Origin of the sequence: Devosia aquimaris, assembly GCF_020169335.1 — a bacterium.
In the GTDB taxonomy this organism is placed as follows: domain Bacteria; phylum Pseudomonadota; class Alphaproteobacteria; order Rhizobiales; family Devosiaceae; genus Devosia; species Devosia aquimaris.
On record NZ_JAIEZN010000001.1, the window covers coordinates 683,601 to 705,826 of the forward strand.

Here is a 22,226-nt window from a genome sequence, read left to right on the forward strand (position 1 = left end):
ATCCCTAGAGTTTGGCGTGCACGAGTTGCTGGGTATAGGGGTGCTGGGGATCCTGGAACACCTGGTCGGCCAGCCCCTGTTCCACCACCTCGCCATGGCGCATCACCAGCACGCGGTCGGCCATGGTGCGGATGACGCCCAGGTCGTGGCTGACCAGCACCATGGTGATGTGCCGGTCGCGCTGCAGGCGCTTGAGCGTATCGAGCACCAGGGCCTGCACGCTGACATCGAGGCCGGTGGTCGGCTCATCGAGCAGCAGCAGCGCCGGTTCGAGGGCAATGGCCTTGGCCAGTTGCACGCGCTGCTGCATGCCGCCCGAGAGCTCGGCGGGCCGTGCATCCATGCGGGCCAGCGGAAACTCGGAAGCGTCGAGCGCGTCGCGCGCCTTGCTGCGCAGCACGTCGAAGCTGCGCTCGCCCGCGATCAGCAGCCGTTCGGCGACATTGCCGCTGGAGCTGTGGCGCATGAGCAGGCCGAGATGGGGGTTCTGGTAGACGATGCCGATATGGTGCGCGCACAGCATGCGGCGCTGGTAGCGGCCGAGGTCAAACAGATTGCAATCATCGCGATCCGGCAGGCGCAGGCGATAGTCGCCGCGATCGGGGGTATCCTCCAGGTTCATCATCCGCAGCAGTGTCGACTTGCCCGAGCCGCTCTCGCCGACCACGCCCATGACCTCGCCGGGATAGACGGTGACGTCGACATTGCGCAGGGCGCGCACCGCGCCATAGCTGCGGCTGAGGCCGCGCATGGTCAACAGGGCCTCGGTCTGCATCAGCTGCGGCGGCAGTAGCGGCGCCGGTGACACGCTCATGTCAATGCTCATGCCGAGAACTCCCCGCCGCGATACCAGGTCTGGCCGATGTCGACGGTCTCGCCCTCGGCACGGCGGATCGCCTTGATACCCAGATTGCTGTCGGAGACTTCAAAGCTCGAGCTGCCATCGTCCTGGGGAATTTCATTCATGAAATAGCCGGCAATGCCCGAGCGCCGGCACACCAACTGCTGGTGATCCTCGACGCGATAGGGCCGGTCGGAGAAGACCAGCGGCTCCACCTTTGTGTAGGGCGGCACGGCATGAAGGCGCTTTTCGCGCCCGGCGGACAGGAAGGTCAGGTGTTTGGCCATGTTGAGCTTGGGCACATCCCAGCGCGGGATCGGCGATGGCGTCATCACATGGCGGCCATTGACCAGGCTGGGATAGGCCGCGCCCTGCATGATGCGACCCTTGCGCACGAGCTGCTCATAAAGGGTGAGCCACAGACGGCCATAATCGGCATCGGCATGCATCTGCCGGGCGATGGACATATTGGGTTCGACGCCACGCAGCGGCTCGGGATTGGGCACCTGCAGCACCAGGATCTGATCCTCGCGCAGGGTCTCTTCGGGGACACGGTGGCGCGACTGGATGATCGAGGCCCCAAGCGTGTCCCAGGTCTCGCTGGCGCCCGAGACCCGGCTGATGAAGCGGCGGATCGAGGCGGCATTGACGCCGTCATCGGCGCCCTGGTCGATGACCTTGACGGTCGAGGCCGGATTGACCAGGGTCAGCGTGACCTGCAATCCGCCGGTGCCCCAGCCGCGCGCCATCGGCACTTCGCGGCTGGCATAGGGCATCTGACAGCCCGGCACGGCGATGGCCTTGAGCATCTTGCGGCGCAGTTCGCGCTTGGCCGAGGCGTCGAGAAAGCCATAGCTGGTGGCCGCCCAGGGTTTGGTCAGGGAAGAAAGGCTCATTCTGCGGGCTCCATCTGCTCGGCTTCGACGGGCGTCGCGGCGGCCTTGGCCTTGGCGTCGCGCATGGCGTCGAGCACGGATTGGAAGGTGACGTAGTGCGGCAGCTTGAAATGGATGCAGAAGCCCGAGGCTTCGACACTTTCGGTGTGGTAGAGGTAGAATTCCTCATGCACCGGTGAGCCCACCGGCGCCTCGGCAGAGTTGAGGTCGAGCGTGGCGGCGGCGATGACCTTGACCTCGTTCCAGCCAAAGCTGGCGGCAAAGCCCAGTTCGAGATAGCCGCCCTTTTCCTTCGATGTCACCTCGGCCTGGCAAACGCGCACCCGCCCGGCAGAGAACGGCGTGCCGCTGGGGTGGCGGACAACCACTTCGGCTTCGGCGAGGCGCAGTTCGTTGACGGTGGGATGGGCATTGCCATAGCCGCGCATGGCGGCGTAGCCCAGCGCCAGCACGCCACCGGTTTCGGCGCGGGCGAGGCTCTGCAGCCGGTGGGCCCGCGACGCCGGGAACAGCAATGGCTCGCGGGTCAGGTCGGGGATGTCATCGGGCGCGACATGGCTCTGCTTGGCCGGCGCCACCAGCCCCTGCTGACGTTGCCAATCGGCCAGTGAGGGCTGATGGGCAGGCGCAGGTTGGGCGGCAGGCTCGACGGCGGGTGGCGCAAAGGGCTTGCCCTCCAGCACATCGGTGGCCAGCACGCGGTGGGAATAGTCCAGCGTCGGCCCCAGGATCTGGCCGCCGGGAATGTCCTTGAACGCCGCCGAGATGCGCCGCTGGGTCAGCAGGTCCTCCTGCAGCAATGGCGCGGCGACGGCGAGGCGCGGCTGGGTGGTGCGCCAGGCGCGCAGCACAAGCACCGCCTCGGAGAGCTCGCCCCCGGTCTGGGCCAGCGCCAGGGCCGCCATGTCCTCGTCATAGAGCGACGCCTCGCCCATCACCCGATCGATCAGATAGGGCATGGACTGGCGGATCGCGGCGACGCGCGCCATGTCGATGGTGCCCAACTCCTCCCGGAACAGCCGCTCGGCCTGTTCGATGGCCTTCTCGCCACCACGTGTCGCAACATAGGCCATCAAAGCACCTCGACGTGAGTGGAGCGGGGAATGCCGATCACCGCGCGCGCGTCGACCAGCAACAGATCAAAGCCCTCGGGATAGGCGCAGAGCGCAGCGCGCAGCGACCAGAAGGCTGGCGGAATGGCCAACGTGATGTCGCAGACTCCATCCACGCCGGGGCCACTGAGCCGCAGGCGTGTGCCGCTGCCATGGGCCGCCTGCAGCACCACCGTCGCACCATCGTCGGGATAGAGCGCAGTGCCACAGCGAACGGACACCAGCGCCTCGATGTCGAGGGTCTCATGGAACAGGTGATCGGCCATCTCGATGGTGCCGGGCGTTGCGCCGGTATTGGCAATGAACGGGGCGAGCGTGGCGCTGTCGCTGTGGACGACGCATTCGCGGTCGATCAGCGCTTCAACGACGGGAGCTAGGCCCGGCTCTCCCATGTCACGCACCTGGCCAGGCCGCGCCATGGCCCACATCAGCGCCTCGAACGTTTTGTTGCAACGGGCCTCGGCAGCATCGGGCAGGGATACGGTCAGCATCAGAACGTTTCCATTTCAACACGAGTGGCCTCGACCCGGCGCATGCGGGCATCGTCCAGCCGGGCAAGATGATCACGCTCGCTGGCCAAGAACTCGGAAATGGGAGCAGCCGCTGGGTCGATAGCCATCGCCAGGTCAACCACCGCCATGGCCATGGCGCGTTCGAGATCGCGCCCGGTGACCATGCCGTAGCCGACGTGTCCGGACGGGTCCATGATATGGGCCTGGCTGACCAGCACTTCGCCCAGGTGGAAGTCGACATTCTCGACCGTGTCGCGCATGGGCACCATGACCAGGCCCGTGCGGTTTTCGATCACGCTGATATCGCCCAAATTCTCCAGCAGCTGTTCGGCCAGGGCCTTCAGACCCTCCGGGCGCGCCCGGGCCAGCAGGTTCAGCGCCTCGGCATGGCCAGGCCGATCCTGCCCATTGCCGCCATTGGCTTCATTAAACATCGTCGATCCTTTCGCTGGGCGTCCCGCGGACATCGGCATTCTCAAAGGTGAACTGCACGCGATCACCGGCCCAGGCCGCCTCGGAGAAACCGATCGGCCGGCCGTCCAGGTCCACATCGATCTTCTGCACGATCAGCACCGATTGGCCCGGCCGCATCATCAACAGGCTTGTCTCGTGCTCATTGGCGAGGCGGGTGAACACCGTCGTGCTGTGCCGGCGATAGTCGGCGATGCCATAGGTCTTGTAGATCTGGGTGATCGATGGGTTGGTCTTGCGGCGCTCGGCGATATCGGGGAAGCGCGCCACATCGTGATAGGACCAGCCCAGGCTGATCGGCAGATCATTGGCAAAGCCGCGCCAGGAGCGCGCCGTGACCAAGGCGCCCGGCGCGATGCCCAGCGCGGCGGCGACGCGCGCGCTGGCCGGCACCTGCGCCTCGGAAAGCGCCTGGCCCGAGCCGGTCAGGCCCTGGGCCATCAGGTTCTCGCGGAAGCGGGTGCGCGGACCCACGACATAGTTGATCAGCGGCGCGCGCTCGACAAAGGTGCCGCGCCCATGCTCGACCCGCAGCTTGCCTTCGGCGACCAGGGCCGCCAGCGCGCGGCGCAGCGAATGGCGGCGCGTGTTGTAGAGCAGGCAGAGGTCGGGCTCCGCCGGCAGGCGGGATTCAGGCGCCAGATGGCCTGCCGCGATCTCCGCGCTAATTCTGTCCCGGGTAGCTTCCCACGATTGTCCACGACTGCGCATAAAGTCTTCGCCAACTCATTCGGATGAGTTGGGGTGTAGCGCGTGCAGGTGACATGCTGGTGACGAACCGGGCCGCTGCCATTCCAGCAAGCCTCGAACCACTGTGGGCCGGGCTTCTTGGCCCCAGGCGGCCCGAGCCTAGCCGGCTAAAAGCGCGATGGCATGACAAGGGCCGGTTTTCGCCGATTGTCGCCGTCACCCTTCCGGCCGGGCAGCGCTTGTCCAAACATTGACAAGCGCCCCCAACGGTTGAGGCAGGCGATAGGGATCGCGCGCCGGCTTTGGCTGCCATATTACGCCGCGAGGCCCGGGGAGGGGCCCGGCTTTACCGCATGCCCAGGGCCGACTGCTCTGCGCAGATGCGATCGACCAGCGCGTCGAAATCGCCCTTGGGCGGGCGGTTGCTGGCGAGGCGCTGCTTGAGATGGGCAATCGGTTCGGCCAGGATCTCGTCCAGGCTCTCGGCGCAGCTGAAGTCGCCGACGACGCCCTTCACCTTGGAATTGTCAAAGATCGCCGTCCAGGCCTTGTCGCCCACCAGCGGCCCGACCCAGTCCGGATTGTACCGGATCAGCGTATCGGTTGGCACATGCACGATCTTGGCTTCGACGCCGAGCAGGCGGGCGATGGCCTTCTGGATATCGTCCCAGATGTGGGCGCGATCATTGGTGATGTGGAAGGTCTCGTTGAGCGCGGCCGCTTTGCCAAAGAGCCGCACGAAGGGCACGGCGAAATCCACCGACCGCGTCAGGGTCCAGGGCGTATTGCCGTCGCCGGCAACGATGGTGGCTTCGCCGTCGAGCATGCGGCGGGCCATGATGTCGCTGTCGCCCATCATGATGGGCAGGCCGGTGCGCACCGTGTGGCTGGGGCGGACGATTGTCCAGGCCAGCCCTTGGGTGGCGGTAAGCCGGTCTTCGCAAGCGATCTTGGCCTGGCTATAGGGCCAGTATGGATTGATCGCCGGCGTTGCTTCGGTGATCACATAGTGCCGCGCCGGCTTCTGGTAGACCGAGGCCGAAGAGATGAAGATGTACTGCCCGCAATGGCCGGAAAAAATCTCGATGTCCCGCTCCACCTGGTCGGGCGTGAAGGCGATGAACTGGCAGACGACGTCATATTTGGCTTTGGCGAGCTCGGCATATTCCGGTCCGGCCAGTTCGCCCACGATCGAGGTGACCCCGGCCGGCAAGGCGTCCGGCCGCTTGCCGCGGTTGTAGACGCTCACCTTGTGCCCCTGGGCGACGGCATCGGCGACGCAGGGATAGGAAATCTGCCCGGTGCCGCCGATGAAAAGTACAGTCATAGCCATTGGATAATCCTCAACTTACAAAAGGGGTTGGGCGGCGCTAGCCTGCCGCGCCGGCAATCGACTTGATATGGGCGAGGCCGCGTCGGTATTCCGGCACGCCAAAATGCTCGAGCATCAAGGGCACCTCCCGTCCCAGTTTCGCGATCTCGGCAAGATAGGCAGCATAGTCGAGATTGCCCTCGCCGGGCGGCACTTCATCGAAATGGAACGAGATCGTTCCCGGCCCGCCCTGCATCACGATATCCTTGGCGTGGCAGGAGACGATCCAGGGGCCGAGCAGCGCGAATGCGTCGCGGATCATCCGCCCGGTGTTGAAATAGAGCCGTGGGGTGATCACCATGTTCACCGCATCGATATGGGCGCCGAACTGCGGCCGGTCGATCGCCTTGAGCAGCTTGAGGTAGTTTTCGGCTGTATCCGTGACCAGCCAGGGCACCATTTCCAGCGAGAACTTGGCGCGCTTGGGTTTGACCGCATCGATGACGTAGCGCGCCGTCTCCACCGCCCGCTGGAACCCGGCCTCGCTCTGGTTGTCGGGATGCGGGCCATAGTCGTAGTTGTCGCTCAGCCGCCACGGGTCGCCGGCGTGGCCGACTGTGCCGTGAAAGGCGACGCAGGCGCGTGCGCCCAGTTCGTCCGCGAGTGCCAGCTGATGCACGGCATAGTCGAGATTGGCCTGCCGTTGCGCATCGTCATGGGCAATCAGGTTTTTCCAGGCGCCACCCTCGGCGATGATGACGTCGGCATCCGCCATGGCCTTGATGATGGCGGCAATCTCGTCGCGATTGTTGATGCTGATATTGGGCATATAGGCGGCATTGTAGCCAAAGGCGACATGGGCCCGGGCATAGGCCTCCGGGTCGCCGTCATAGTCGATGCCATATCCGCCAAGACGAAGGGTCATGATGCCACCCCGTTTGGATAGAGCAGCACCTTGCCGCAGTGTCCGGTCTCCTGCAGCGTAAAGGCTTCGCTTACCGCGTCCATGGCAAATCGATGTGTGGTCAGCAGGTCCAGCAGCGGCCGCGCGTCCCGCACACGCTGCATCATCTGGTCGCCATGGCGATCATGGTTCCAGTGCCAGCACCCGAAGATGTCTATGCCCTTGCCGGTGATGCGGTTGACCGGCAGCGCACCGCTCCAGGTGACAAAAGACAGGCGACCACGCGGTCGCAGCAGCTCAAGCACCACAGGAGGCGCGGCTTCATTGTTGCTGGTCTCGATCGCGGCATCGACGCCATAGCCGCCGGTCAGGTCGCGGATCTGCTCGATCAGGTCAGGCGCCCGCGGATCAAGCACGTGTTCAGCGCCAAGCGCGCGCGCCAGCGCGATGCGATAGGGGTTGAGCTCCAGCGCGATCACGCGGGCGCCGATGGTGCGGGCATTGACGATGGCGCCCAGGCCAACCGCCCCGCAACCCGACACCAGCACGGTGTCACGTTCGGAAAGCTGCATGCGTTGCATGGCGGTAAAGCTCGGACCCAGGGCGCACAGGGCCATTGCCGCATGGTCGGTGCTGATATCGTCCGGCACCGGGAACAGCAGGTAATCGGGCTTGAGCAGGAATTGCGCATAGCCGCCCAGGCCGCAGCGCGAACCCGTCTCGGCCAGCAGGTCGCGCTGCTCGGTGCAATGGATATGCTCGCCAGCGCGACAGGCCGGGCACTGACCGCATCCCCAATGCGGCATGGCGATCACGCGATCGCCGCGCTTGAGACGCGTCGACTGCGCGGCATCCACGACGACGCCGACAGCCTCGTGTCCCAGCTCGCCGCCCGGCTTGCCGGCCCGCCAGGATTGCCATTCGGTGCACATCGGCGCCACCAGGATTTGCACCTTGACGACGTCGCCCGCCGCGCTTGGCTCAGGCCGTTCGGCGACCAGCGCCGCACGCGGGCCGGTGATCTCAACTGTCAGAATTTTCGCCTCCACAACGATCGCAGGGCGGTCTTGCGCCGTTGACCTGCGATGCCACAGTTCAGCACGCGCGCATTGGCGCGTCCAGCACTGCTCTTTGGCGTGGCCTTGTCTTCCAGTCGAGAACATCCGGGCAGGCTTCCGATCAGTGCTGAAAGGTCCTGATGGGTTTGAGTTGCCAATGCGGGGCGTGGCACCAACGGTGCCCACAACACCCGAGCCTAGAGACCGGTCGCCGTCAGCCAGCCCCCGCGGGCTTGCGTCCTCGCCGGGCGGGGATGGCGCAGCAAACCCCGGCCAAGCGTGGTGTCCGGCATGCGGTCATGCACCGTCCCTGCACCCGTTCTGCACCAAATCACCACGCGACGTGGTCATTGCCTGCTTAGCCTGATTGGCGAAGGAGCTTCCGCTTGTCCAACATTCTCCCCGGCGGACGACGCCGCAACGTCAGGTCCGTCTTGTTTGCCGTTGCCGCCATTGCAGCCGTGGGCCTCGGGGCCTGGTTTTATGTGCTGCGCCCAACGGACAGTTCGGCCGAAATGGAAACTGCCGAGGTGACCAGGGGCGATATCGAGCAGGCGATTCTGGCAAGCGGGACGCTCGAACCCTCCAAAATGGTCAACGTCGGCGCGCAGGTCTCCGGTCAGGTCAAAAAGCTCCACGTTGCCCTGGGCCAGAGAATTGCTGCGGGAACGCTGGTCGCCGAAATCGACTCCTTGCCGCAACAAAATGCCCTCAAGATCGCTGAAACATCGCTGGCAAGCGTGCGGGCACAGCGCGATGCGCGGATCGCCAGCCTTGGCCAGGCCGAGGCAACATTCGAGCGGCAAAAGGGGCTTCTGGAAAGCAATGCGACGTCCAGGACCGACTATGAAGCCGCAAAAAGCGCGCGCGATGTGGTCAAGGCAGAGATCGCCTCGCTCGATGCCCAGGTCGAACGCGCCATGCTCGAGGTCGATATCGCCAAGTTAAACCTGGGCTATACGCGCATCGTGACGCCCATCGACGGCGTCGTCATTTCCGTCGTGACCAAGGAGGGGCAGACCCTCAATGCGGCGCAGACCGTTCCGACGGTCGTCGTTGTCGCGCAGATGGATACCATGTCGGTCAAGGTCCAGATTTCGGAGGCCGATGTCGACAAGGTCAAGGCGGGGCAGGAGCTCTGGTTCACCCTGCTCGGCGATAGCCGGCGTCGTTTCGACGGCAAGCTGGATGCGGTCGAGCCGGCGCCGATCTCGCTGACGACCCAGACGGTGGACGGCACCCAGGCTGCCAACCCCACCGCGATCTACTTCAATGGACTGTTCAAGGTCGACAATCCCGATGGCCGCTTGCGTCCGCTGATGACGGCACAGGTCCATATCGTGGTGGCACGGGCGAAGGACGTCATCACGGTGCCAAGCGGGGCCCTGTCGGTCGACGACGAGGACGGCATGCGCACCGTCACCGTCTTGAATGCTGATGGCACCACTGTCGCCAGGCGCGTTCGCATCGGAGTGGACGACAAGGTCAACGCCGAAGTGATCGAGGGACTGCAGCCGGGGGAAAAGATCGTCCTGGCGACCGCCGCCGAGGCGCCGGTGGACACCGCATCTGCGGGCGAGATGTTCTGACATGGCGCTGATCGAAATCACGGATCTGCAGCGGCAATTTGAAATGGGGGGCGAGACCGTCAAGGCTCTCGACCGGGTGACCCTCTCCATCGAGGCCGGCGAAATGCTGGCCATCGTGGGCGCCAGCGGATCGGGCAAATCCACGCTGATGAACATTCTCGGCCTTCTCGATCGTCCCACCGGCGGCAGCTATGTCTTTGCCGGTGAGGAGGTCTCTCGGCTCGGGCGCGACGATCTCGCAAGGCTCCGGCGCGAGCGCTTCGGCTTCATCTTCCAGCGCTATCACTTGATGTCCAATCTGACGGCGGCAGCCAATGTCGAAGTCCCCGCGGTCTATGAAGGCGTCGGTTCGGCCGATCGCGCCCGGCGCTCGCACGAGTTGCTCACCCGGCTCGGGCTGGCAGAGCGCATCGGGTATCGGCCAAACAAGCTCTCCGGCGGTCAGCAGCAGCGCGTCTCGATTGCGCGCGCCCTGATGAACGGTGGCGAGGTCATACTCGCGGACGAACCCACCGGTGCGCTCGATACGCGCAGCGGCGAGGCTGTGATGGAGATTCTCAAGGAGCTCAACGCTCTTGGGCACACCATCATCATTGTCACCCATGACATGGCTGTCGCCGAACAGGCTGACCGGGTGGTCGAAATTCGTGCAGGCCGGATCATCGCCGATCGTCGCCTGCGCGAGAAGCCTGCGGTTCCCCTTCTAGAAACTGGCGCACGGAAGCGTCCCTCCTGGATTACCGGTTTTGCGCAAGGCGTTGGAAACGCAGCGCGAATGGCGGTCACCTCGATGATTGCTCAACCGCTTCGAACCTTCCTCACCATGCTGGGCATCATCATCGGCGTCGCCGCCGTGGCAGCGGTGGTCGCGGTGGGGCAGGGCTCCAAGGAACGCGTTGCCACCCAGCTCGCCGACCTGGGCGCCAGTACCCTCGAGATCTATCCAGGCACCGGCTGGGGAGACGAAAGGGCCGGCACCATCCGGACACTGGTGGCGTCCGACAGCGCGGCGATTGCCACCATGAGCTATGTGCGCGCCGTCACGCCAAATGTGATGACAAGCGCCAAGGCGCGCTACGCCGCCAAGAGCGTGAACGTGTCGATACGCGGGGTCGGGACGGATTACTTCGAGGTCTATGGCCGCAAGCTTGTGGCGGGCCGGATGTTCGGGACCGACCAGGTCGATCGGGCCGGCACCGAAGCGGTCATCGATCTGAACATGGCCAGGCGTCTGTTCGGCGGCGGTGACGCCCTGGGCAAGATCGTCATGGTCGGCCGTGTCCCGGTTGTCGTCGTCGGCGTGGCGGCCAATCCGCCGTCCGGCGGTGGCAGCGAGATCGTGGTCTATATGCCCTACACCAGCGTCGCCGCACGCATGTCCGGATCGCAGCGTCTCGACGGGATTACCGTGCGCCTGCAGGACCGCGCCAATTCCGCTGCGGCCGAGGCTGGCCTGACCAAGCTGTTGAGCTATCGCCACGGCACCAGGGACTTTTTCGTCTTCAACAGCGACCAGATTCGCAAGACCATGGAACGCACCTCGCAGACTGTCTCGCAGCTGATCACCGCTGTCGCCATCATTGCCCTGACGGTCGGCGGCATCGGGGTGATGAACATCATGCTGGTGTCGGTGACGGAGCGAACCAAGGAGATCGGCCTGCGCATGGCGGTCGGCGCCAGGACCTCCGACATCATGCTCCAGTTCCTCGTCGAGGCGACTGTGATCTGCAGCGCAGGCGCGGTGTTCGGGGTCGGCCTCGCCCTCGTCGCCGGGGCGACCATTGGCGGGGCAGATGGCGATTTTCCCATGATCTTTTCGGTCCAGTCCATCGCCATGGCCTGTGCTGCAGCGACTGTGGTTGGCCTGGTTTTTGGCTTCTTCCCGGCGCGAAACGCAGCGCTTCTCGATCCGGTGGACGCTCTTTCGCGGGATTGACCCGGTCCCTGCAAACGCCAAGCCGTTGTCAGCCACCACTCGCCTATGTTCCCGGCCGCTTCGGGATGATAGCGATAGCGGCTCATCACGGGGGCTGTTTTCGATGCGTTGTCTTGTTCATGTCGCTGTTGCTGCGCTGGCGCTGTCCTGGGCCGGACCGGCTCTGGCCGCGCCGCTGGTGCTGGGAGCGCAAGAGAGCGGAACCGTGCAGTGGGAGCTGGCGACGATCTCTGCCCTGGGCCTCGACAAGAAGCATGGCGTCGAGCTGGAGATTCGGCCGCTTGCCGATAGCCGCGCCGGGCAGATTGCGCTGCAGGCCGGGGCCGTCGATGTGATCCTGTCGGACTTCGTCTGGGTATCGCTGCAGCGCCATCAGGGCGGCACCGTGACCATGGTGCCCCATTCGCTGGCGGTGGGCGGGCTGATGCTGCCGGCGGGCAGCGCCATCACCACTGTGGCCGACCTCAAGGGCAAGACCATCGCCGTGGCCGGCGGGCCGGTGGACAAGAGCTGGGTGACGCTGCAAGCGTACTACAACAGCGTCACCGGCGCACGGCTGGTCGATGATGTCACCGCCAACTATGGCGCGCCGCCGCTGGTCAACGAGCTGCTGGGCAATGGCGGCGCCGACGCCGCGCTCAATTTCTGGCAGTGGAATGCCCGCGCCAAGGCCGCCGGGGCCAGCGAGCTGATCCCGGTCGCGCGCATGCTGGCCGATCTCGGCGTCTCCGAGCAGCCGCCGCTTCTCGGCTGGACCTTCACCGAAGAGACGGCCGACACCAGGCATGATGACCTTGTCGGTTTCCTCAATGCCTCCTTCGAGGCCAAGGATCGCCTGCTGCATGACGATGCGGTGTGGGAACCGCTGCGCGCGCTGATGGGCGCGGAAGCCGATGAGGCGCTGTTTCTGCGGCTGCGTGACGACTATCGCGCCGGCATCGTGGCCCACTATGATCCCGCCCACACCGAACCGGCCAAGCAGGCCTTCGCCCTGATGGCCAGGTTCGGCGGGTCCGATCTGGTGGGCGACAGCGAGGCGCTTGATCCCGGCACCTTCTGGAAGGGTTTCAGCAAATAGGCGGTTCGCACACAGCCACGGGCACGACCGGCACGCGGCAGCCGTCGCGGCTTCTGGACTGGCTGTCCATTCCCCTGCTGTTGCTGGTGTGGCAGGCCCTCGCCATGGCTCTGGCCCATCGCCTGCTGCCCAGCCCGATGGATGTGGCCGGGCAGATGTGGACGCTGGCGACCGGCGGCCGCCTGCTGCCCGATCTGGGCAAGACCCTGTTCCGCGCCGGCGTCGCCTTCGTGCTGGCCATGGCGATCGGCACAGCCATCGGCATCGCCATGGGCCGCCTGCGCTGGCTCGATAGCCTGTTGTCGGGCTGGCTGGTGGTGGGGCTCAACCTGCCGGCCATCGTGGTGGCCATAGTGCTCTATATCTGGCTCGGGCTCACCGACCTGGCGCTGATCCTGGCGGTGACGCTGAACAAGATCCCCCTGGTGGCGACTACCATTCGCGAGGGCGTACGCAGCTTTGCTGCCGAGTTCGACGAGCTGGGCGCCGTGTTCCGCCTGTCGCGCCTGCGGCGGCTCAGGCTCATCTTCGTGCCCCAGCTCATGCCCTTTGTGCTGGCGGCGGCACGCACCGGCCTGTCGCTGATCTGGAAGATCGTTCTGGTCTTTGAGGTGCTCGGCAGCGATGGCGGCATCGGCTATCGCATTGCCATCATGTTCCAGTTCTTCAACATTGCCGGCATCCTGGCCTACACGGCGAGCTTCATCCTCGTCGTGCTGGCCTTCGAATATGGCATCTTGCGGCCGCTCGAGCGGCGGGTGGGGCGATGGCGACCGGTCCGGCCCTGAACATCGCGATTGCCGACAAGCGCTTTGCCGCGCAGGGACCAGCCGTGCTGGCACAACTGCACCTGACCATTGCGCCGGGCAGCACAGTAGCGCTGGTCGGCCCGTCCGGCGTTGGCAAATCGACACTGCTGCGCCTGCTGGCCGGGATCGACACCCAATATTCCGGCACCATCACCATCGATGGCATGCCTGCCGCTGCCGCACCACCGCCCGGCTTTGTGTTCCAGGATCCCCGCCTGCTGCCCTGGCTCAGCGCCATCGACAATATCTGCGCCGTCAACCCCGCCACCAGCCGCGAAGCGGCGTTGAACGCGCTGGCGCTTGTGGGCCTGGCCGATGTCGGCGACCTCTATCCGCACCAGCTGTCAGGCGGCATGCAGCGCCGCGTGGCGCTGGCCCGGGCGCTGGCGGTCAATGCGCGGCTCCTGCTGCTGGACGAACCCTTTGTCTCGCTCGACCGCGCGCTGGTCAGCGAGATGCAGCAGGTCTTTGCGCAATTGATCGCGGCGGCACGGCCGACGGTGATCTTCGTGTCGCACCTGGCCGAGGACGCGGCGCGCCTCGCCGACCGCGCCGTGCTGCTCGACGGGCGCCCCGCCCGCATCCTGGCCGATCTCACTCTGCCGGTGCCGCGTGCCGATCGGGACGCCGCGACCGTGGCCAATTATCGCCAGCAGATCGACGCGGCTTTCGAGACTGTCGGTTGATCGCGGGGCAGGGCGTCGGAAAGCAAAACCGGCGCAGGTGATGTCACCCGCGCCGGTCTGCGTCAAATCCGGGAGGATTTGGATTACTTGCCGAGGGCAGTCAGCAGGGTGTCGACAATCTCATTGCCGGCACGCTCGCGAACCATGTCGACGACGCCGGTGGTCTTGTCCTGAAACTGTGCCAGTTCCTCGGGCGACAGGTCGATGATGGTCATGTGGGTTTCCAGCTCGGCACGCTGGCTGTCCTGCAGTTCGGCCTGCACATCCCATTCGAACTTGGTGGCAACGTCAAAGCTTTCGTCCACCGCAAGCTGCAGGTCCTCGGGCAGGCTGTTGTACCATTCCAGGCTCACCGCATTCACATTGGCCAGCAGGATGTGGTTGGTGTTGATCAGATATTTCTGAACCTCGTAGAAGCGCTGGCTGAGGATGTGGCCATAGGGGTTTTCCTGCGCATCCACGACGCCCTGCTGCAGCGCGCCATAAAGCTCGGTGAAGGCGATTGGCGTGGGCGATGCGCCCAGGTCACGCCAGATCGCGATATGGATGGGGTTCTCCTGCACGCGAACGCGCAGCCCTGCGGCGGCGATGTCAGCGGGGCTGTGCACCTCTGTGTCCTTGGTGGTCAGATTGCGGAAGCCGCCATCCATGATGCCCATGAACTTGAGGCCTTTTGCCTCCATGGCAGCGCTGATCGCCTCGGCCAGCGGGCCTTCATTGAGCAGCGCATAGCGTGCGTCCTTGTCTGCCGGCATGACATAGGGAATGTCGAACACCGCCAGTTCGGGCACGAACTGTACGGCAGCCGAACTTGACATCGGGGCAAACTGGATGTCGCCGAAGATGGCGCTTTCCATGGTCTCGCGGTCGCCGCCGAGCGCGCCGCCGCCCTGGTCCACCACATCGATGCGACCATCGCTGCGCTGCTCGATCTCGGTCTCGAGGCGCTGGAACGCCTGGTAGATCGGGTGCTTCGTGTCCGACAGGGTGTGCGCCATGATCATGGTGTGCTCCTGCGCCGTGGCAGGCATGGCCAAGGCCAGTGTCGACAGCAGGGTGCAGCCGGTCATCAGTGTGGAAATACGCAAGGTCTCTCTCCCCTTTTTGGTTTGCTCTTGAGTTGGATTGGATGGCCTAGAACATCGATGGCAACCACAGCGCGACGGCCGGGATATAGGTGACGATGGCAAGGCCCACGATCAGCAAGGTCAACGGGATGGGCAGCCCCTTGCAGATTTCCACCAGGCCCAGCTTGGTCAGCTGGGTGGCGATGAAGATGTTTGCACCCACCGGCGGCGTGACGAAGCCAATGGCCAGGTTCACGGTCATGATGATGCCGAAGTGGACTGGATCCACGCCATAGATCAGCATCACCGGCAGCAGGATTGGCGTCAGCACGATGATGGCCGCCAGGGTCTCCATCACCATGCCCACGAGCAACAGGATGGCGTTGACCAACAGCAGCAGCAACAGCGGTTCGTGAACGATGGTGGTAACGAAATCGCCCAGCATGGCCGGCACGCCCAGCAGGTTCAGCACGCGCCCCAGGGCGGCGCCGGTGCCGGTAATGATCAGGATCGGTGCAATGGTCAGGGCCGTGCGGCCCACAACGCGTACCAGGTCCGGAAACGTCAACTCGCGGAAAACAAACAGCGAGACAAATGCGCTGTAGGCGACTGCGATTGCTGCTGCCTCGGTGGGCGTGAACACGCCGCTGTAGATGCCGCCCAGCACGACCACGGGCGCCAGCAGGGCCCAGAAGCTGTTACGGATGGCCTGCAGGAACGGGATGTCACCGGCCGTGGTGCGGATATTGGCCTTGTGGCGCGTCCCGTACCAGAAGGCATAGGCCATCAGCAGGCCACCAATGACCATGGCAGGGCCGATACCGGCCAGGAAGAGCTCGCTCACCGACACATTGGCCGCCATGCCGTAGATGATCATCGGGATCGATGGCGGCACGATCACGCCGAGCGTGCCCGAGGTGACCACGAGCACAGTCGAGAAGCGCTTGCCGTAGCCATTGGCCGTCAGCAGTGGGATGGCCATGGCGCCGATGGCCGCCACCGTGGCGGGCGATGAGCCCGAGATCGCGCCGAACAGCATGCAGGCGGCAACCGTCGAGATGGCGAGGCCACCGTTGAGGCGGCCCAGAAGGGCATCGGCAAAGTTGAACAGCCGTCGGGCCAGTCCGCCGGCGGTCATGATGTCACCGGCCACCATGAACAGGGGCACAGCCAGAAGCGGAAAGGAATCCAGCGCCGTGACGATCGTGCGGATCACCTGGCTGGGATTGACAGGTGCGCCCAGCCAGCCGGGGACGAACGATGCCAGGCCAATGGCAATGGCAATCGGAACCGTCAGGAACAGCAGGACAATGAATGAGCCCAGGGCAAGTGCGGGATACATCAGCGGCCAGCCTTTTCTTGCAGTTCAGACGCGATCGCGGTGGTTTCCACAGTCTCGGGCTCTGGCGCGGCAAGGCCGTAGCGAAACTGCAGGTAGAGCTGCTGGATGGCGCGCAGGATCGACGCCGCGGCGCCGACCGGCAGTGCCAGATAGACCCACCAGATCGGTATCTCGAGAGACGGTGACAGTTGGTTCATCTGCTGCACGCGCAGCACAAAGGGGACCGAGTAGACGATGATGACGATGCCGAACCCGATAATGCCGGCCATCGAGATTATGCGGAACAGGCCGATCGAGCGTGGCCCGAAGAGCACTGGCGCGAAGTCCACGATGATGTGGCGCGATTCCCGAACCGCCAGGCTGGTGCCGATCATCGTGCACCACACCAGCAGGTAGCGGGCCAGTTCCTCGGCCCAGACGAGCGGACTGTTCAGCACGTAGCGCATGAAGACCTGCACCACCAGCACCACGGAGATCGTGATCAGTATGGCTGTGAGCAGGTATTTCTCGCTCTTCTGGTCGATGAATCTCAGAACCGGCATGGTTGTGTACCTATCGCTCAGAGGAGGTTGCGTGGCGTGCGCCCATCGAGCGCGTCGATCACGGCCTGGGCGGTCAGGACGCCGATGCTGCTGTAGGTCTCATAGGTTTCGGCCGCCGTATGGGGCGTGGTCACTATGCCCGGGGTGTGGAACAGCGGATTGGCCGGATCGCTCGGTTCACGTTCGTAGACGTCAATGGCCGCGCCACGCAGCTTGCCACTGTCGAGCGCCACCTTGAGTGCGCTTTCATCCACCAGCGCCCCGCGGGCCGTATTGATGAAATAGGCCCCGTCCTTCATGCGGCTGAAGCTGGCTGCGTTCATGTAGTGGCGCGTCTCGGGCAGGCTGGGCAGCATCGTGCAGACGATGTCGGACTGGGTGAGCACGACCTCGGCATCCACCAGTGTCACGTTCAACGCGGCTGCCGCGTCGGCATTGGGAAACTTGTCATAGGCGATGACGGTCACGTCAAAGCCGCTGAGCTTTTTCGCGATCTTCTGGGCGATATTGCCAAAGCCCAGGATGCCTACCGTGCGCCCGACCAGTTCCTCGCCGACAAAGCGGTCCCAGCCGCCCTTGCGGGTCGACGCATGCAGGTCGGCAATGCCGCGCATGGCGGCAATGATCAGCCCGATGGTCAGTTCCGCCACGGCATTGGCATTGCCGCCGGCTGCATTGGTCACCTTGATACCGCGGGCCCGGGCCGCTTCGATGTCGATATTGTCGACACCCACGCCGAAGCGCGAAATCACCTTGAGCTGCGGCGCTATGGCGAACACGGCCTCGTTCCAGGTGTCGACCCCGGCCACGACAGCGTCCACCGTGCCGATGCGCTCAGACAGCTCATCAAAGGTCATTGGTCGGCCGAAGTCGTTTTCGATCACGCGACAGTCATGCGCCTCCAGCAGGGCTTTGCCCTGGCTGCACAGGCGCGAGTAGTTCGTGGCGGTTACCAATACGGTACGGGTCAAAATCATTTCCTCAGACGATTCTGGGGGCGGGCCGGATGCGTATCCGGCCCGCCCGGGCCTATTCCAGGCCGATCAGTTGCTTGCAGCGCGCGGCCAGGCTCTGCATCTGCGCCACCGTGGTGGGGAAATGCAGGGCGTCGTAGCTGCCGATGGGGCGGCTGCGGCAGATGCGGCTCTCGAAGGTGCCGATCTGCATGTGGTAATCCTTGGCGTTCACCGGATAGTCGAGATATTCCGACAGCGCGCCCAGCGTCAGGATTTCCGACAGCACGGCGGCCTTGTCCGGAGCCTTGCTCCAATTCTCGACCAGCCAGACGTAGAGCGCGGGATGGAAATTGGCCATCACGCCCGAATAGCCGTGTCCGCCGGCCTTGAGCGTATCGAGCAGGGTCTGCGCGTTGGCATTGAGCAGGTGCAGTCGGCTGCCTTCGATCAGCTTGATGCGGCGCCGGATGGTCTCGATATTGCAGCACGTGTCCTTGACGAAGGTGAAGCGGTCCGACTTGGCACACCACTCCACCGCCGCGTCAGACAGCAGGCGCTTATAGGGGTAGGGGCATTCATAGACGCCCATCGTGATCGGCGCCGGCACGGCGTCGGTCAGGCGCTGCAGCCAATCCAGCGCCATGGCGTCGGACTGGTCCGCCGTGGCGAGGCGGTTCGAAATCAGGATCACGCTGTCCACGCCAGTGTCGGCAATGGCTGAGATCTGTTCGACCTGATGGGCAAAGGTGTCGGCCGTATGGCCCGACGCCACCACGGGCACGCGCCCATCGGCATACTCGACGATGAAGCGGGTCAGTTGCACCGACTCGGCGTCGGACAGGAAGAACATCTCGCTCGATTGGCAGTTTGCGAACAACCCGTGCACGCCATTGGCGACATACCAGTCGATCAGTCGCTCCAGCGACCGCCAGTCGATTTCGAGGTTCTCCCGGAACGGAGTGAGCATCACCGGCCAGATGCCGGAGTGGCGGTCAAGTTCAGCAGCAGTAGCGGTCACCAGGTCATACCTTCTTTGCGTCAAAACTGGCGCGGAGACCATCACGACCGCTCTCGCAAGAGAGTGGTTGCTGCAGGGTCACGGACGTGCGCAATCGCGCCCGGAAATGAGCCCTGATGTCGAGATTTCTCCTCACCCGCTAAAGCTTGCTCACACAAGTTAGCAAAGGACATTTAGCGAAATTGGCGCGTCAGGACAAGGGGGTGGACGCGCATGCTCCACCCGGTGGATATCTGCCGGGCCTGGCAGTCGGCGTCTGTTGCCAAGGACTTGTCGGGCCAATACAAATTTGCTCGGGCGCGCTCGGCGCAAGGTCGGCCATACTGGCAGCCACCAATGGGGAAGACCGCCGCTTCATGGCAAAGACGATCAAGGAAATTGCGCGCGACACGGGCTATTCGCGCACCACGGTCACGCTGGTGATCAACGGCAAGTCCGATGACTACCGCATCAGCCCCAAGGCGCGCGCGATCATCGAGGCCTATGTCGCCGAGCATGGCTATCGCTACAATCAGGCGGCGCGCAGCCTGAAGCTGGCGCGCAGCCATACTGTGGGCCTTATCGTTCCCGACATCGCCAATGCCTTCTTCGCGCGTCTGGCCGCTGCGCTCGAGCAGCTCTGCCGTCGACAGGGCTTTATCCTGGTCACCACCTCAACCGCGGAAAGCCCGGAAGTGGAACGCCTGGCGCTCGAGAATTTTGCCGCCCGCGGAGTTGATGGCGTGATTCTCACCCCCTGCGAACCGCGCCGCAGCCTGCCCGCAGGCGGCCGCAAGGCGGAAATGCCGATCGTCCAGATTGACCGGCGCTTTGAGGGCGATGACGGCTTTGTCGTCACCAGCAATCACTTTGTCAGCGCAGAGACCGTCACCGGACGGCTCATTGCTGCGGGCGCCCGAGAGATCACCTTCCTCACCGGCAGTCCGGCAAACCCGACAACACTGCAGCGTATCCGTGGCTTTGAAAGCGCAACCGCACAGCTACCTGACGCCGCTACGCGCTTTTCGGTGCGCTCGTCCGACCAGGATACCGAAGAGGGGGGCTATGCCCTCGTGGAAGCCTTGCTCGATAGCCGCGGCACCTTGCCCGACGGGTTGATCTTTGGCTCTTTGCTGATCTTTCATGGCGCCATGCGGGCCATCCGCACGCGGCTGGGCGCCATTCCGCCCGGCCTGCTCGCGGGGACCTTCGCCTATTCTGCCATCATTGAATACTTGCCAAACCCGGTCTTTGTCATACGCCAGGACGAGCGCGGCCTGGCCGATCATGCCTTTGCCACGCTCGCGCAATTGATCCGCAAGGAAACCCCGGCTGACGTGCTGACCTATGTCGACACGGATCTGGTCGCCTACCGCGCGTGAACCGTCAGCCCGGCTTGCGCGCGCAGATGGCGAACCGCTCTGACGCCAGGCGCTCCGCGCCGCGCCAGAAGCTGCTCTTGCGCGCTTGCGCCCAGTGGATGTCCCACATGCGGCGGTCGACCTCGATCTCGACAAAGCCGGCCGCCTCCAGCAGCGCCACCACCGCCTCGGCCGGCATGCCGTCGCGGAAATAGACCTGCTGGCGGATGCGCCGGTTGCGCTCCATCATCTCGGGCGACATATGGCCCTTCGCCGGCGCCCGCCCCAGCAGGCGGTCGACCTGCTTGTGCAGCTGCGCCACCCAGTTGCGCTGGCCCATATTGCCATCCACGATCAGCAGGCGCCCGCCAGGCTGCAGCAGCCGGTGCCATTCGGCAAAGGCGGCGGGCACATCCACCAGCGTCCACACCAGGTGGCGATTGGTGATGGCGTAATAGCTGCCATCCGGCTCGCCCGTGCGCTCGGCGTCGCGCATGATGAAGCGGATGTCCGTGCCGCGTTTGCGCGCCTTGGCGCGCGCCTGCTCCAGCATGGCCTCTGACCAGTCGAGCCCCGTCACGGCAAAGCCCATGTCGTGCATCAGGTGCGAGATCACCGCCGTGCCGCAGGCCAGGTCGAGCAGGGGCCGTCCATGGCCATCGCCCAGGTGTTTGCGGATCAGCCGGTGCCAGCCGCGGCGCTCGCTTTCGCTGAACACCTCATGGCCCACGCTCTGATCGAATGTGGCGGCCCGTTCGGACCAGAACTCGCGGATTTCGTCGCGGATGGAATAGTTGCTCAGCTCGCTCATTGCCTGACCTGGTGACGCCTAATTGTTTGGAATTGCTCTAAAAGATAATTCTTGATTCCGATTGTCATATTTCATAGGTCGAGGTGTCTTTCAATCCCGGAGTGCATGGCAATGTCCATTCGCAAGCTCGCCCTGGCCGCCTTGGCCGGGACCGTTATCCTCATGCCTGGCGTCAGCTGGGCCGACCCCTTCACCGTCACTGATGTCGCCGGCCGCCAGGTCAGCTTCGATGGTCCGGTGGACCGCGTCATCCTGGGCGAGGGGCGCCTGCTCTATACGCTGGCGGCGCTCGAGACGGAGAACCCGTTTGCTCATGTTGTGGGCTGGCGCAACGACCTGATGACCACCGATTTCACCGGCTATTCCACCTATGTGGCAGCCTTCCCCGAAGCGGCCGACATCCCGTTCCTGGGCAATCTCACCGATGGCACGCTGCAGACCGAGACCGTCGTCGACCTGAACCCCGACGTGCTGATCCTCACCATCGGCTCGCAGAAGGCAGCCGAAGAGGTCAAGCTCGAGCAGATGCTGGAGCAGGTTGGCGTCAAGCTGGTCTATGTCGACTTCCGCGAGCACATCATCGAGAACACCGAGCCGAGCCTGAAGCTCCTCGGCCAGCTCTTCGACAAGTCCGATCGCGCCCAGGAGATCATCGATTTCTGGGACGCCCAGACCGCTCGCGTCACCGACGTTCTCGATCGCGAAAAGCCGGAAAAGCCGCTGGTCTTCATGTATCGCGCCGCCGGTCTCGGGGATTGCTGCGGCACCTTCGGCAATGACAATTACGGCAAGATGGTCGAACTCGCCGGAGGCACCAATCTGGGGTCGGAATTTCTGCCGGGCTACACCGGCACCATCAACCCCGAGCAGGTCATTGCCTCCAATCCTGACGTGATCGTGGTCACCGGTTCGGACTGGTCCAAGCTCGAAAGCGCCGGCCCCAACCCGTCCTTCGTCAATGTTGGCCCCGGTGCGGCCCAATCCGCCGAAGGCAGCCGCGCGGCCCTCGCCAAGCTGATGGAACAGCCCGCCTTTACTGACGCCAAGGCGGTCAAGGACAATCAGGTCTATGCCATCTGGCACCAGTTCTATGCCAGCCCGTACCAGTTCGTGCCGATCCAGGTGATGGCCAAGTGGTTCCATCCCGACCTGTTCGCCGATCTCGATCCGGAAGCCACTTTCAAGGAATTCCACGACAAGTTCCTGCCCGTTCCCTACCAGCCCGGCTATTGGCTGGCCCTGAACGCCGAGTAACA

Annotated in this window: 22 protein-coding genes; 7 read left to right on the plus strand and 15 right to left on the minus strand. The window is 64.4% G+C overall.

Annotated features, from left to right (window positions below):
* Positions 1 to 4 precede the first annotated feature (4 nt).
* The 9 genes from K1177_RS03250 to K1177_RS03290 all read right to left on the minus strand — a co-directional run bounded on the left by K1177_RS03250 (position 5) and on the right by K1177_RS03290 (position 7,787).
* Positions 5 to 826 (minus strand): ATP-binding cassette domain-containing protein, encoded by an 822-nt coding sequence (locus K1177_RS03250; protein WP_224701891.1) that lies wholly within the window; start codon positions 824 to 826, stop codon positions 5 to 7.
* Positions 823 to 1,737, minus strand: a complete 915-nt coding sequence (locus tag K1177_RS03255) for an alpha-D-ribose 1-methylphosphonate 5-phosphate C-P-lyase PhnJ (protein ID WP_224701892.1) — start codon at positions 1,735 to 1,737, stop codon at positions 823 to 825. Before K1177_RS03255 ends, K1177_RS03250 begins: the two co-directional genes overlap by 4 nt.
* Positions 1,734 to 2,810 carry a carbon-phosphorus lyase complex subunit PhnI gene (locus K1177_RS03260; protein ID WP_224701893.1) on the minus strand — a complete coding sequence of 359 codons (1,077 nt, stop codon included), beginning with the start codon at positions 2,808 to 2,810 and terminating at the stop codon, positions 1,734 to 1,736. Before K1177_RS03260 ends, K1177_RS03255 begins: the two co-directional genes overlap by 4 nt.
* Complete coding sequence (phnH, locus tag K1177_RS03265; protein ID WP_224701894.1) at positions 2,810 to 3,340, minus strand: phosphonate C-P lyase system protein PhnH; 531 nt, start codon at positions 3,338 to 3,340, stop codon at positions 2,810 to 2,812. Before phnH ends, K1177_RS03260 begins: the two co-directional genes overlap by 1 nt.
* Positions 3,340 to 3,795 (minus strand): phosphonate C-P lyase system protein PhnG, encoded by a 456-nt coding sequence (locus tag K1177_RS03270; RefSeq protein ID WP_224701895.1) that lies wholly within the window; start codon positions 3,793 to 3,795, stop codon positions 3,340 to 3,342. Before K1177_RS03270 ends, phnH begins: the two co-directional genes overlap by 1 nt.
* Positions 3,788 to 4,543, minus strand: coding sequence for a phosphonate metabolism transcriptional regulator PhnF (gene phnF / locus K1177_RS03275; protein ID WP_224701896.1), 756 nt, complete (start codon positions 4,541 to 4,543; stop codon positions 3,788 to 3,790). The genes K1177_RS03270 and phnF overlap by 8 nt, the downstream gene beginning before the upstream one ends.
* Positions 4,544 to 4,868: 325 nt before the next feature.
* Positions 4,869 to 5,855, minus strand: coding sequence for an SDR family oxidoreductase (locus K1177_RS03280; protein WP_224701897.1), 987 nt, complete (start codon positions 5,853 to 5,855; stop codon positions 4,869 to 4,871).
* A 37-nt stretch (positions 5,856 to 5,892) separates the two neighbouring features.
* Positions 5,893 to 6,759 carry a sugar phosphate isomerase/epimerase family protein gene (locus K1177_RS03285; protein ID WP_224701898.1) on the minus strand — a complete coding sequence of 289 codons (867 nt, stop codon included), beginning with the start codon at positions 6,757 to 6,759 and terminating at the stop codon, positions 5,893 to 5,895.
* Positions 6,756 to 7,787 (minus strand): zinc-dependent alcohol dehydrogenase, encoded by a 1,032-nt coding sequence (locus tag K1177_RS03290; RefSeq protein ID WP_224701899.1) that lies wholly within the window; start codon positions 7,785 to 7,787, stop codon positions 6,756 to 6,758. Before K1177_RS03290 ends, K1177_RS03285 begins: the two co-directional genes overlap by 4 nt.
* 395 nt (positions 7,788 to 8,182) lie before the next feature.
* On the opposite strand from K1177_RS03290, the gene K1177_RS03295 reads away from it, so the two are divergent.
* The 5 genes from K1177_RS03295 (at position 8,183) to K1177_RS03315 (ending at position 13,894) form a co-directional block, all read left to right on the plus strand.
* Positions 8,183 to 9,385, plus strand: a complete 1,203-nt coding sequence (locus tag K1177_RS03295) for an efflux RND transporter periplasmic adaptor subunit (RefSeq protein WP_224701900.1) — start codon at positions 8,183 to 8,185, stop codon at positions 9,383 to 9,385.
* Between the two features lies 1 nt (position 9,386).
* Positions 9,387 to 11,321: a MacB family efflux pump subunit gene (locus tag K1177_RS03300; RefSeq protein WP_224701901.1), complete on the plus strand. Its 1,935-nt coding sequence runs from the start codon at positions 9,387 to 9,389 to the stop codon at positions 11,319 to 11,321.
* A 103-nt stretch (positions 11,322 to 11,424) separates the two neighbouring features.
* Positions 11,425 to 12,399 carry an ABC transporter substrate-binding protein gene (locus K1177_RS03305; RefSeq protein WP_224701902.1) on the plus strand — a complete coding sequence of 325 codons (975 nt, stop codon included), beginning with the start codon at positions 11,425 to 11,427 and terminating at the stop codon, positions 12,397 to 12,399.
* A 104-nt stretch (positions 12,400 to 12,503) separates the two neighbouring features.
* Positions 12,504 to 13,187 carry an ABC transporter permease gene (locus K1177_RS03310; RefSeq protein WP_224701903.1) on the plus strand — a complete coding sequence of 228 codons (684 nt, stop codon included), beginning with the start codon at positions 12,504 to 12,506 and terminating at the stop codon, positions 13,185 to 13,187.
* Positions 13,166 to 13,894 (plus strand): ABC transporter ATP-binding protein, encoded by a 729-nt coding sequence (locus tag K1177_RS03315; protein ID WP_224701904.1) that lies wholly within the window; start codon positions 13,166 to 13,168, stop codon positions 13,892 to 13,894. Before K1177_RS03310 ends, K1177_RS03315 begins: the two co-directional genes overlap by 22 nt.
* A gap of 83 nt (positions 13,895 to 13,977) precedes the next feature.
* Here K1177_RS03315 and K1177_RS03320 read toward each other — a convergent pair whose 3' ends face one another.
* The 5 genes from K1177_RS03320 to K1177_RS03340 are packed head-to-tail and all read right to left on the minus strand — an operon-like array spanning position 13,978 to position 18,819.
* A complete protein-coding gene (locus K1177_RS03320; protein WP_224701905.1) occupies positions 13,978 to 14,982 on the minus strand; it encodes a TRAP transporter substrate-binding protein in 1,005 nt (334 codons plus the stop codon).
* A gap of 46 nt (positions 14,983 to 15,028) precedes the next feature.
* A complete protein-coding gene (locus tag K1177_RS03325) occupies positions 15,029 to 16,303 on the minus strand; it encodes a TRAP transporter large permease (RefSeq protein WP_224701906.1) in 1,275 nt (424 codons plus the stop codon).
* Complete coding sequence (locus K1177_RS03330) at positions 16,303 to 16,845, minus strand: TRAP transporter small permease (protein WP_224701907.1); 543 nt, start codon at positions 16,843 to 16,845, stop codon at positions 16,303 to 16,305. Before K1177_RS03330 ends, K1177_RS03325 begins: the two co-directional genes overlap by 1 nt.
* 17 nt (positions 16,846 to 16,862) lie before the next feature.
* The gene (locus K1177_RS03335; RefSeq protein WP_224701908.1) at positions 16,863 to 17,816 is read right to left on the minus strand and encodes a phosphoglycerate dehydrogenase; all 954 of its coding nucleotides are present in this window, start codon (positions 17,814 to 17,816) and stop codon (positions 16,863 to 16,865) included.
* A 58-nt stretch (positions 17,817 to 17,874) separates the two neighbouring features.
* A complete protein-coding gene (locus tag K1177_RS03340) occupies positions 17,875 to 18,819 on the minus strand; it encodes a dihydrodipicolinate synthase family protein (protein ID WP_224701909.1) in 945 nt (314 codons plus the stop codon).
* 356 nt (positions 18,820 to 19,175) lie between these two features.
* Here K1177_RS03340 and K1177_RS03345 point away from each other — a divergent pair, with 356 nt between their 5' ends.
* A complete protein-coding gene (locus K1177_RS03345) occupies positions 19,176 to 20,180 on the plus strand; it encodes a substrate-binding domain-containing protein (protein ID WP_224701910.1) in 1,005 nt (334 codons plus the stop codon).
* 4 nt (positions 20,181 to 20,184) lie between these two features.
* On the opposite strand, the gene K1177_RS03350 is transcribed toward K1177_RS03345, so the two are convergent.
* Positions 20,185 to 20,970, minus strand: a complete 786-nt coding sequence (locus tag K1177_RS03350; RefSeq protein WP_224701911.1) for a class I SAM-dependent methyltransferase — start codon at positions 20,968 to 20,970, stop codon at positions 20,185 to 20,187.
* A 111-nt stretch (positions 20,971 to 21,081) separates the two neighbouring features.
* On the opposite strand from K1177_RS03350, the gene K1177_RS03355 reads away from it, so the two are divergent.
* Positions 21,082 to 22,224 (plus strand): ABC transporter substrate-binding protein, encoded by a 1,143-nt coding sequence (locus K1177_RS03355; protein ID WP_224701912.1) that lies wholly within the window; start codon positions 21,082 to 21,084, stop codon positions 22,222 to 22,224.
* Positions 22,225 to 22,226 lie beyond the last annotated feature (2 nt).

Coding starts and splice junctions, on each gene's coding strand:
- K1177_RS03325 (WP_224701906.1), bottom strand. CDS start 16,303: ATGTATCCCGCACTTGCCCTGGGCTCATTCATTGTCCTGCTGTTCCTG.
- K1177_RS03255 (WP_224701892.1), bottom strand. CDS start 1,737: ATGAGCCTTTCTTCCCTGACCAAACCCTGGGCGGCCACCAGCTATGGC.
- phnF (WP_224701896.1), bottom strand. CDS start 4,543: ATGCGCAGTCGTGGACAATCGTGGGAAGCTACCCGGGACAGAATTAGC.
- K1177_RS03270 (WP_224701895.1), bottom strand. CDS start 3,795: ATGTTTAATGAAGCCAATGGCGGCAATGGGCAGGATCGGCCTGGCCAT.
- K1177_RS03350 (WP_224701911.1), bottom strand. CDS start 20,970: ATGAGCGAGCTGAGCAACTATTCCATCCGCGACGAAATCCGCGAGTTC.
- K1177_RS03310 (WP_224701903.1), top strand. CDS start 12,504: ATGGCTCTGGCCCATCGCCTGCTGCCCAGCCCGATGGATGTGGCCGGG.
- K1177_RS03305 (WP_224701902.1), top strand. CDS start 11,425: ATGCGTTGTCTTGTTCATGTCGCTGTTGCTGCGCTGGCGCTGTCCTGG.
- K1177_RS03355 (WP_224701912.1), top strand. CDS start 21,082: ATGTCCATTCGCAAGCTCGCCCTGGCCGCCTTGGCCGGGACCGTTATC.
- phnH (WP_224701894.1), bottom strand. CDS start 3,340: ATGCTGACCGTATCCCTGCCCGATGCTGCCGAGGCCCGTTGCAACAAA.
- K1177_RS03250 (WP_224701891.1), bottom strand. CDS start 826: ATGAGCATTGACATGAGCGTGTCACCGGCGCCGCTACTGCCGCCGCAG.
- K1177_RS03315 (WP_224701904.1), top strand. CDS start 13,166: ATGGCGACCGGTCCGGCCCTGAACATCGCGATTGCCGACAAGCGCTTT.
- K1177_RS03345 (WP_224701910.1), top strand. CDS start 19,176: ATGGCAAAGACGATCAAGGAAATTGCGCGCGACACGGGCTATTCGCGC.
- K1177_RS03330 (WP_224701907.1), bottom strand. CDS start 16,845: ATGCCGGTTCTGAGATTCATCGACCAGAAGAGCGAGAAATACCTGCTC.
- K1177_RS03285 (WP_224701898.1), bottom strand. CDS start 6,759: ATGACCCTTCGTCTTGGCGGATATGGCATCGACTATGACGGCGACCCG.
- K1177_RS03260 (WP_224701893.1), bottom strand. CDS start 2,810: ATGGCCTATGTTGCGACACGTGGTGGCGAGAAGGCCATCGAACAGGCC.
- K1177_RS03300 (WP_224701901.1), top strand. CDS start 9,387: ATGGCGCTGATCGAAATCACGGATCTGCAGCGGCAATTTGAAATGGGG.
- K1177_RS03280 (WP_224701897.1), bottom strand. CDS start 5,855: ATGGCTATGACTGTACTTTTCATCGGCGGCACCGGGCAGATTTCCTAT.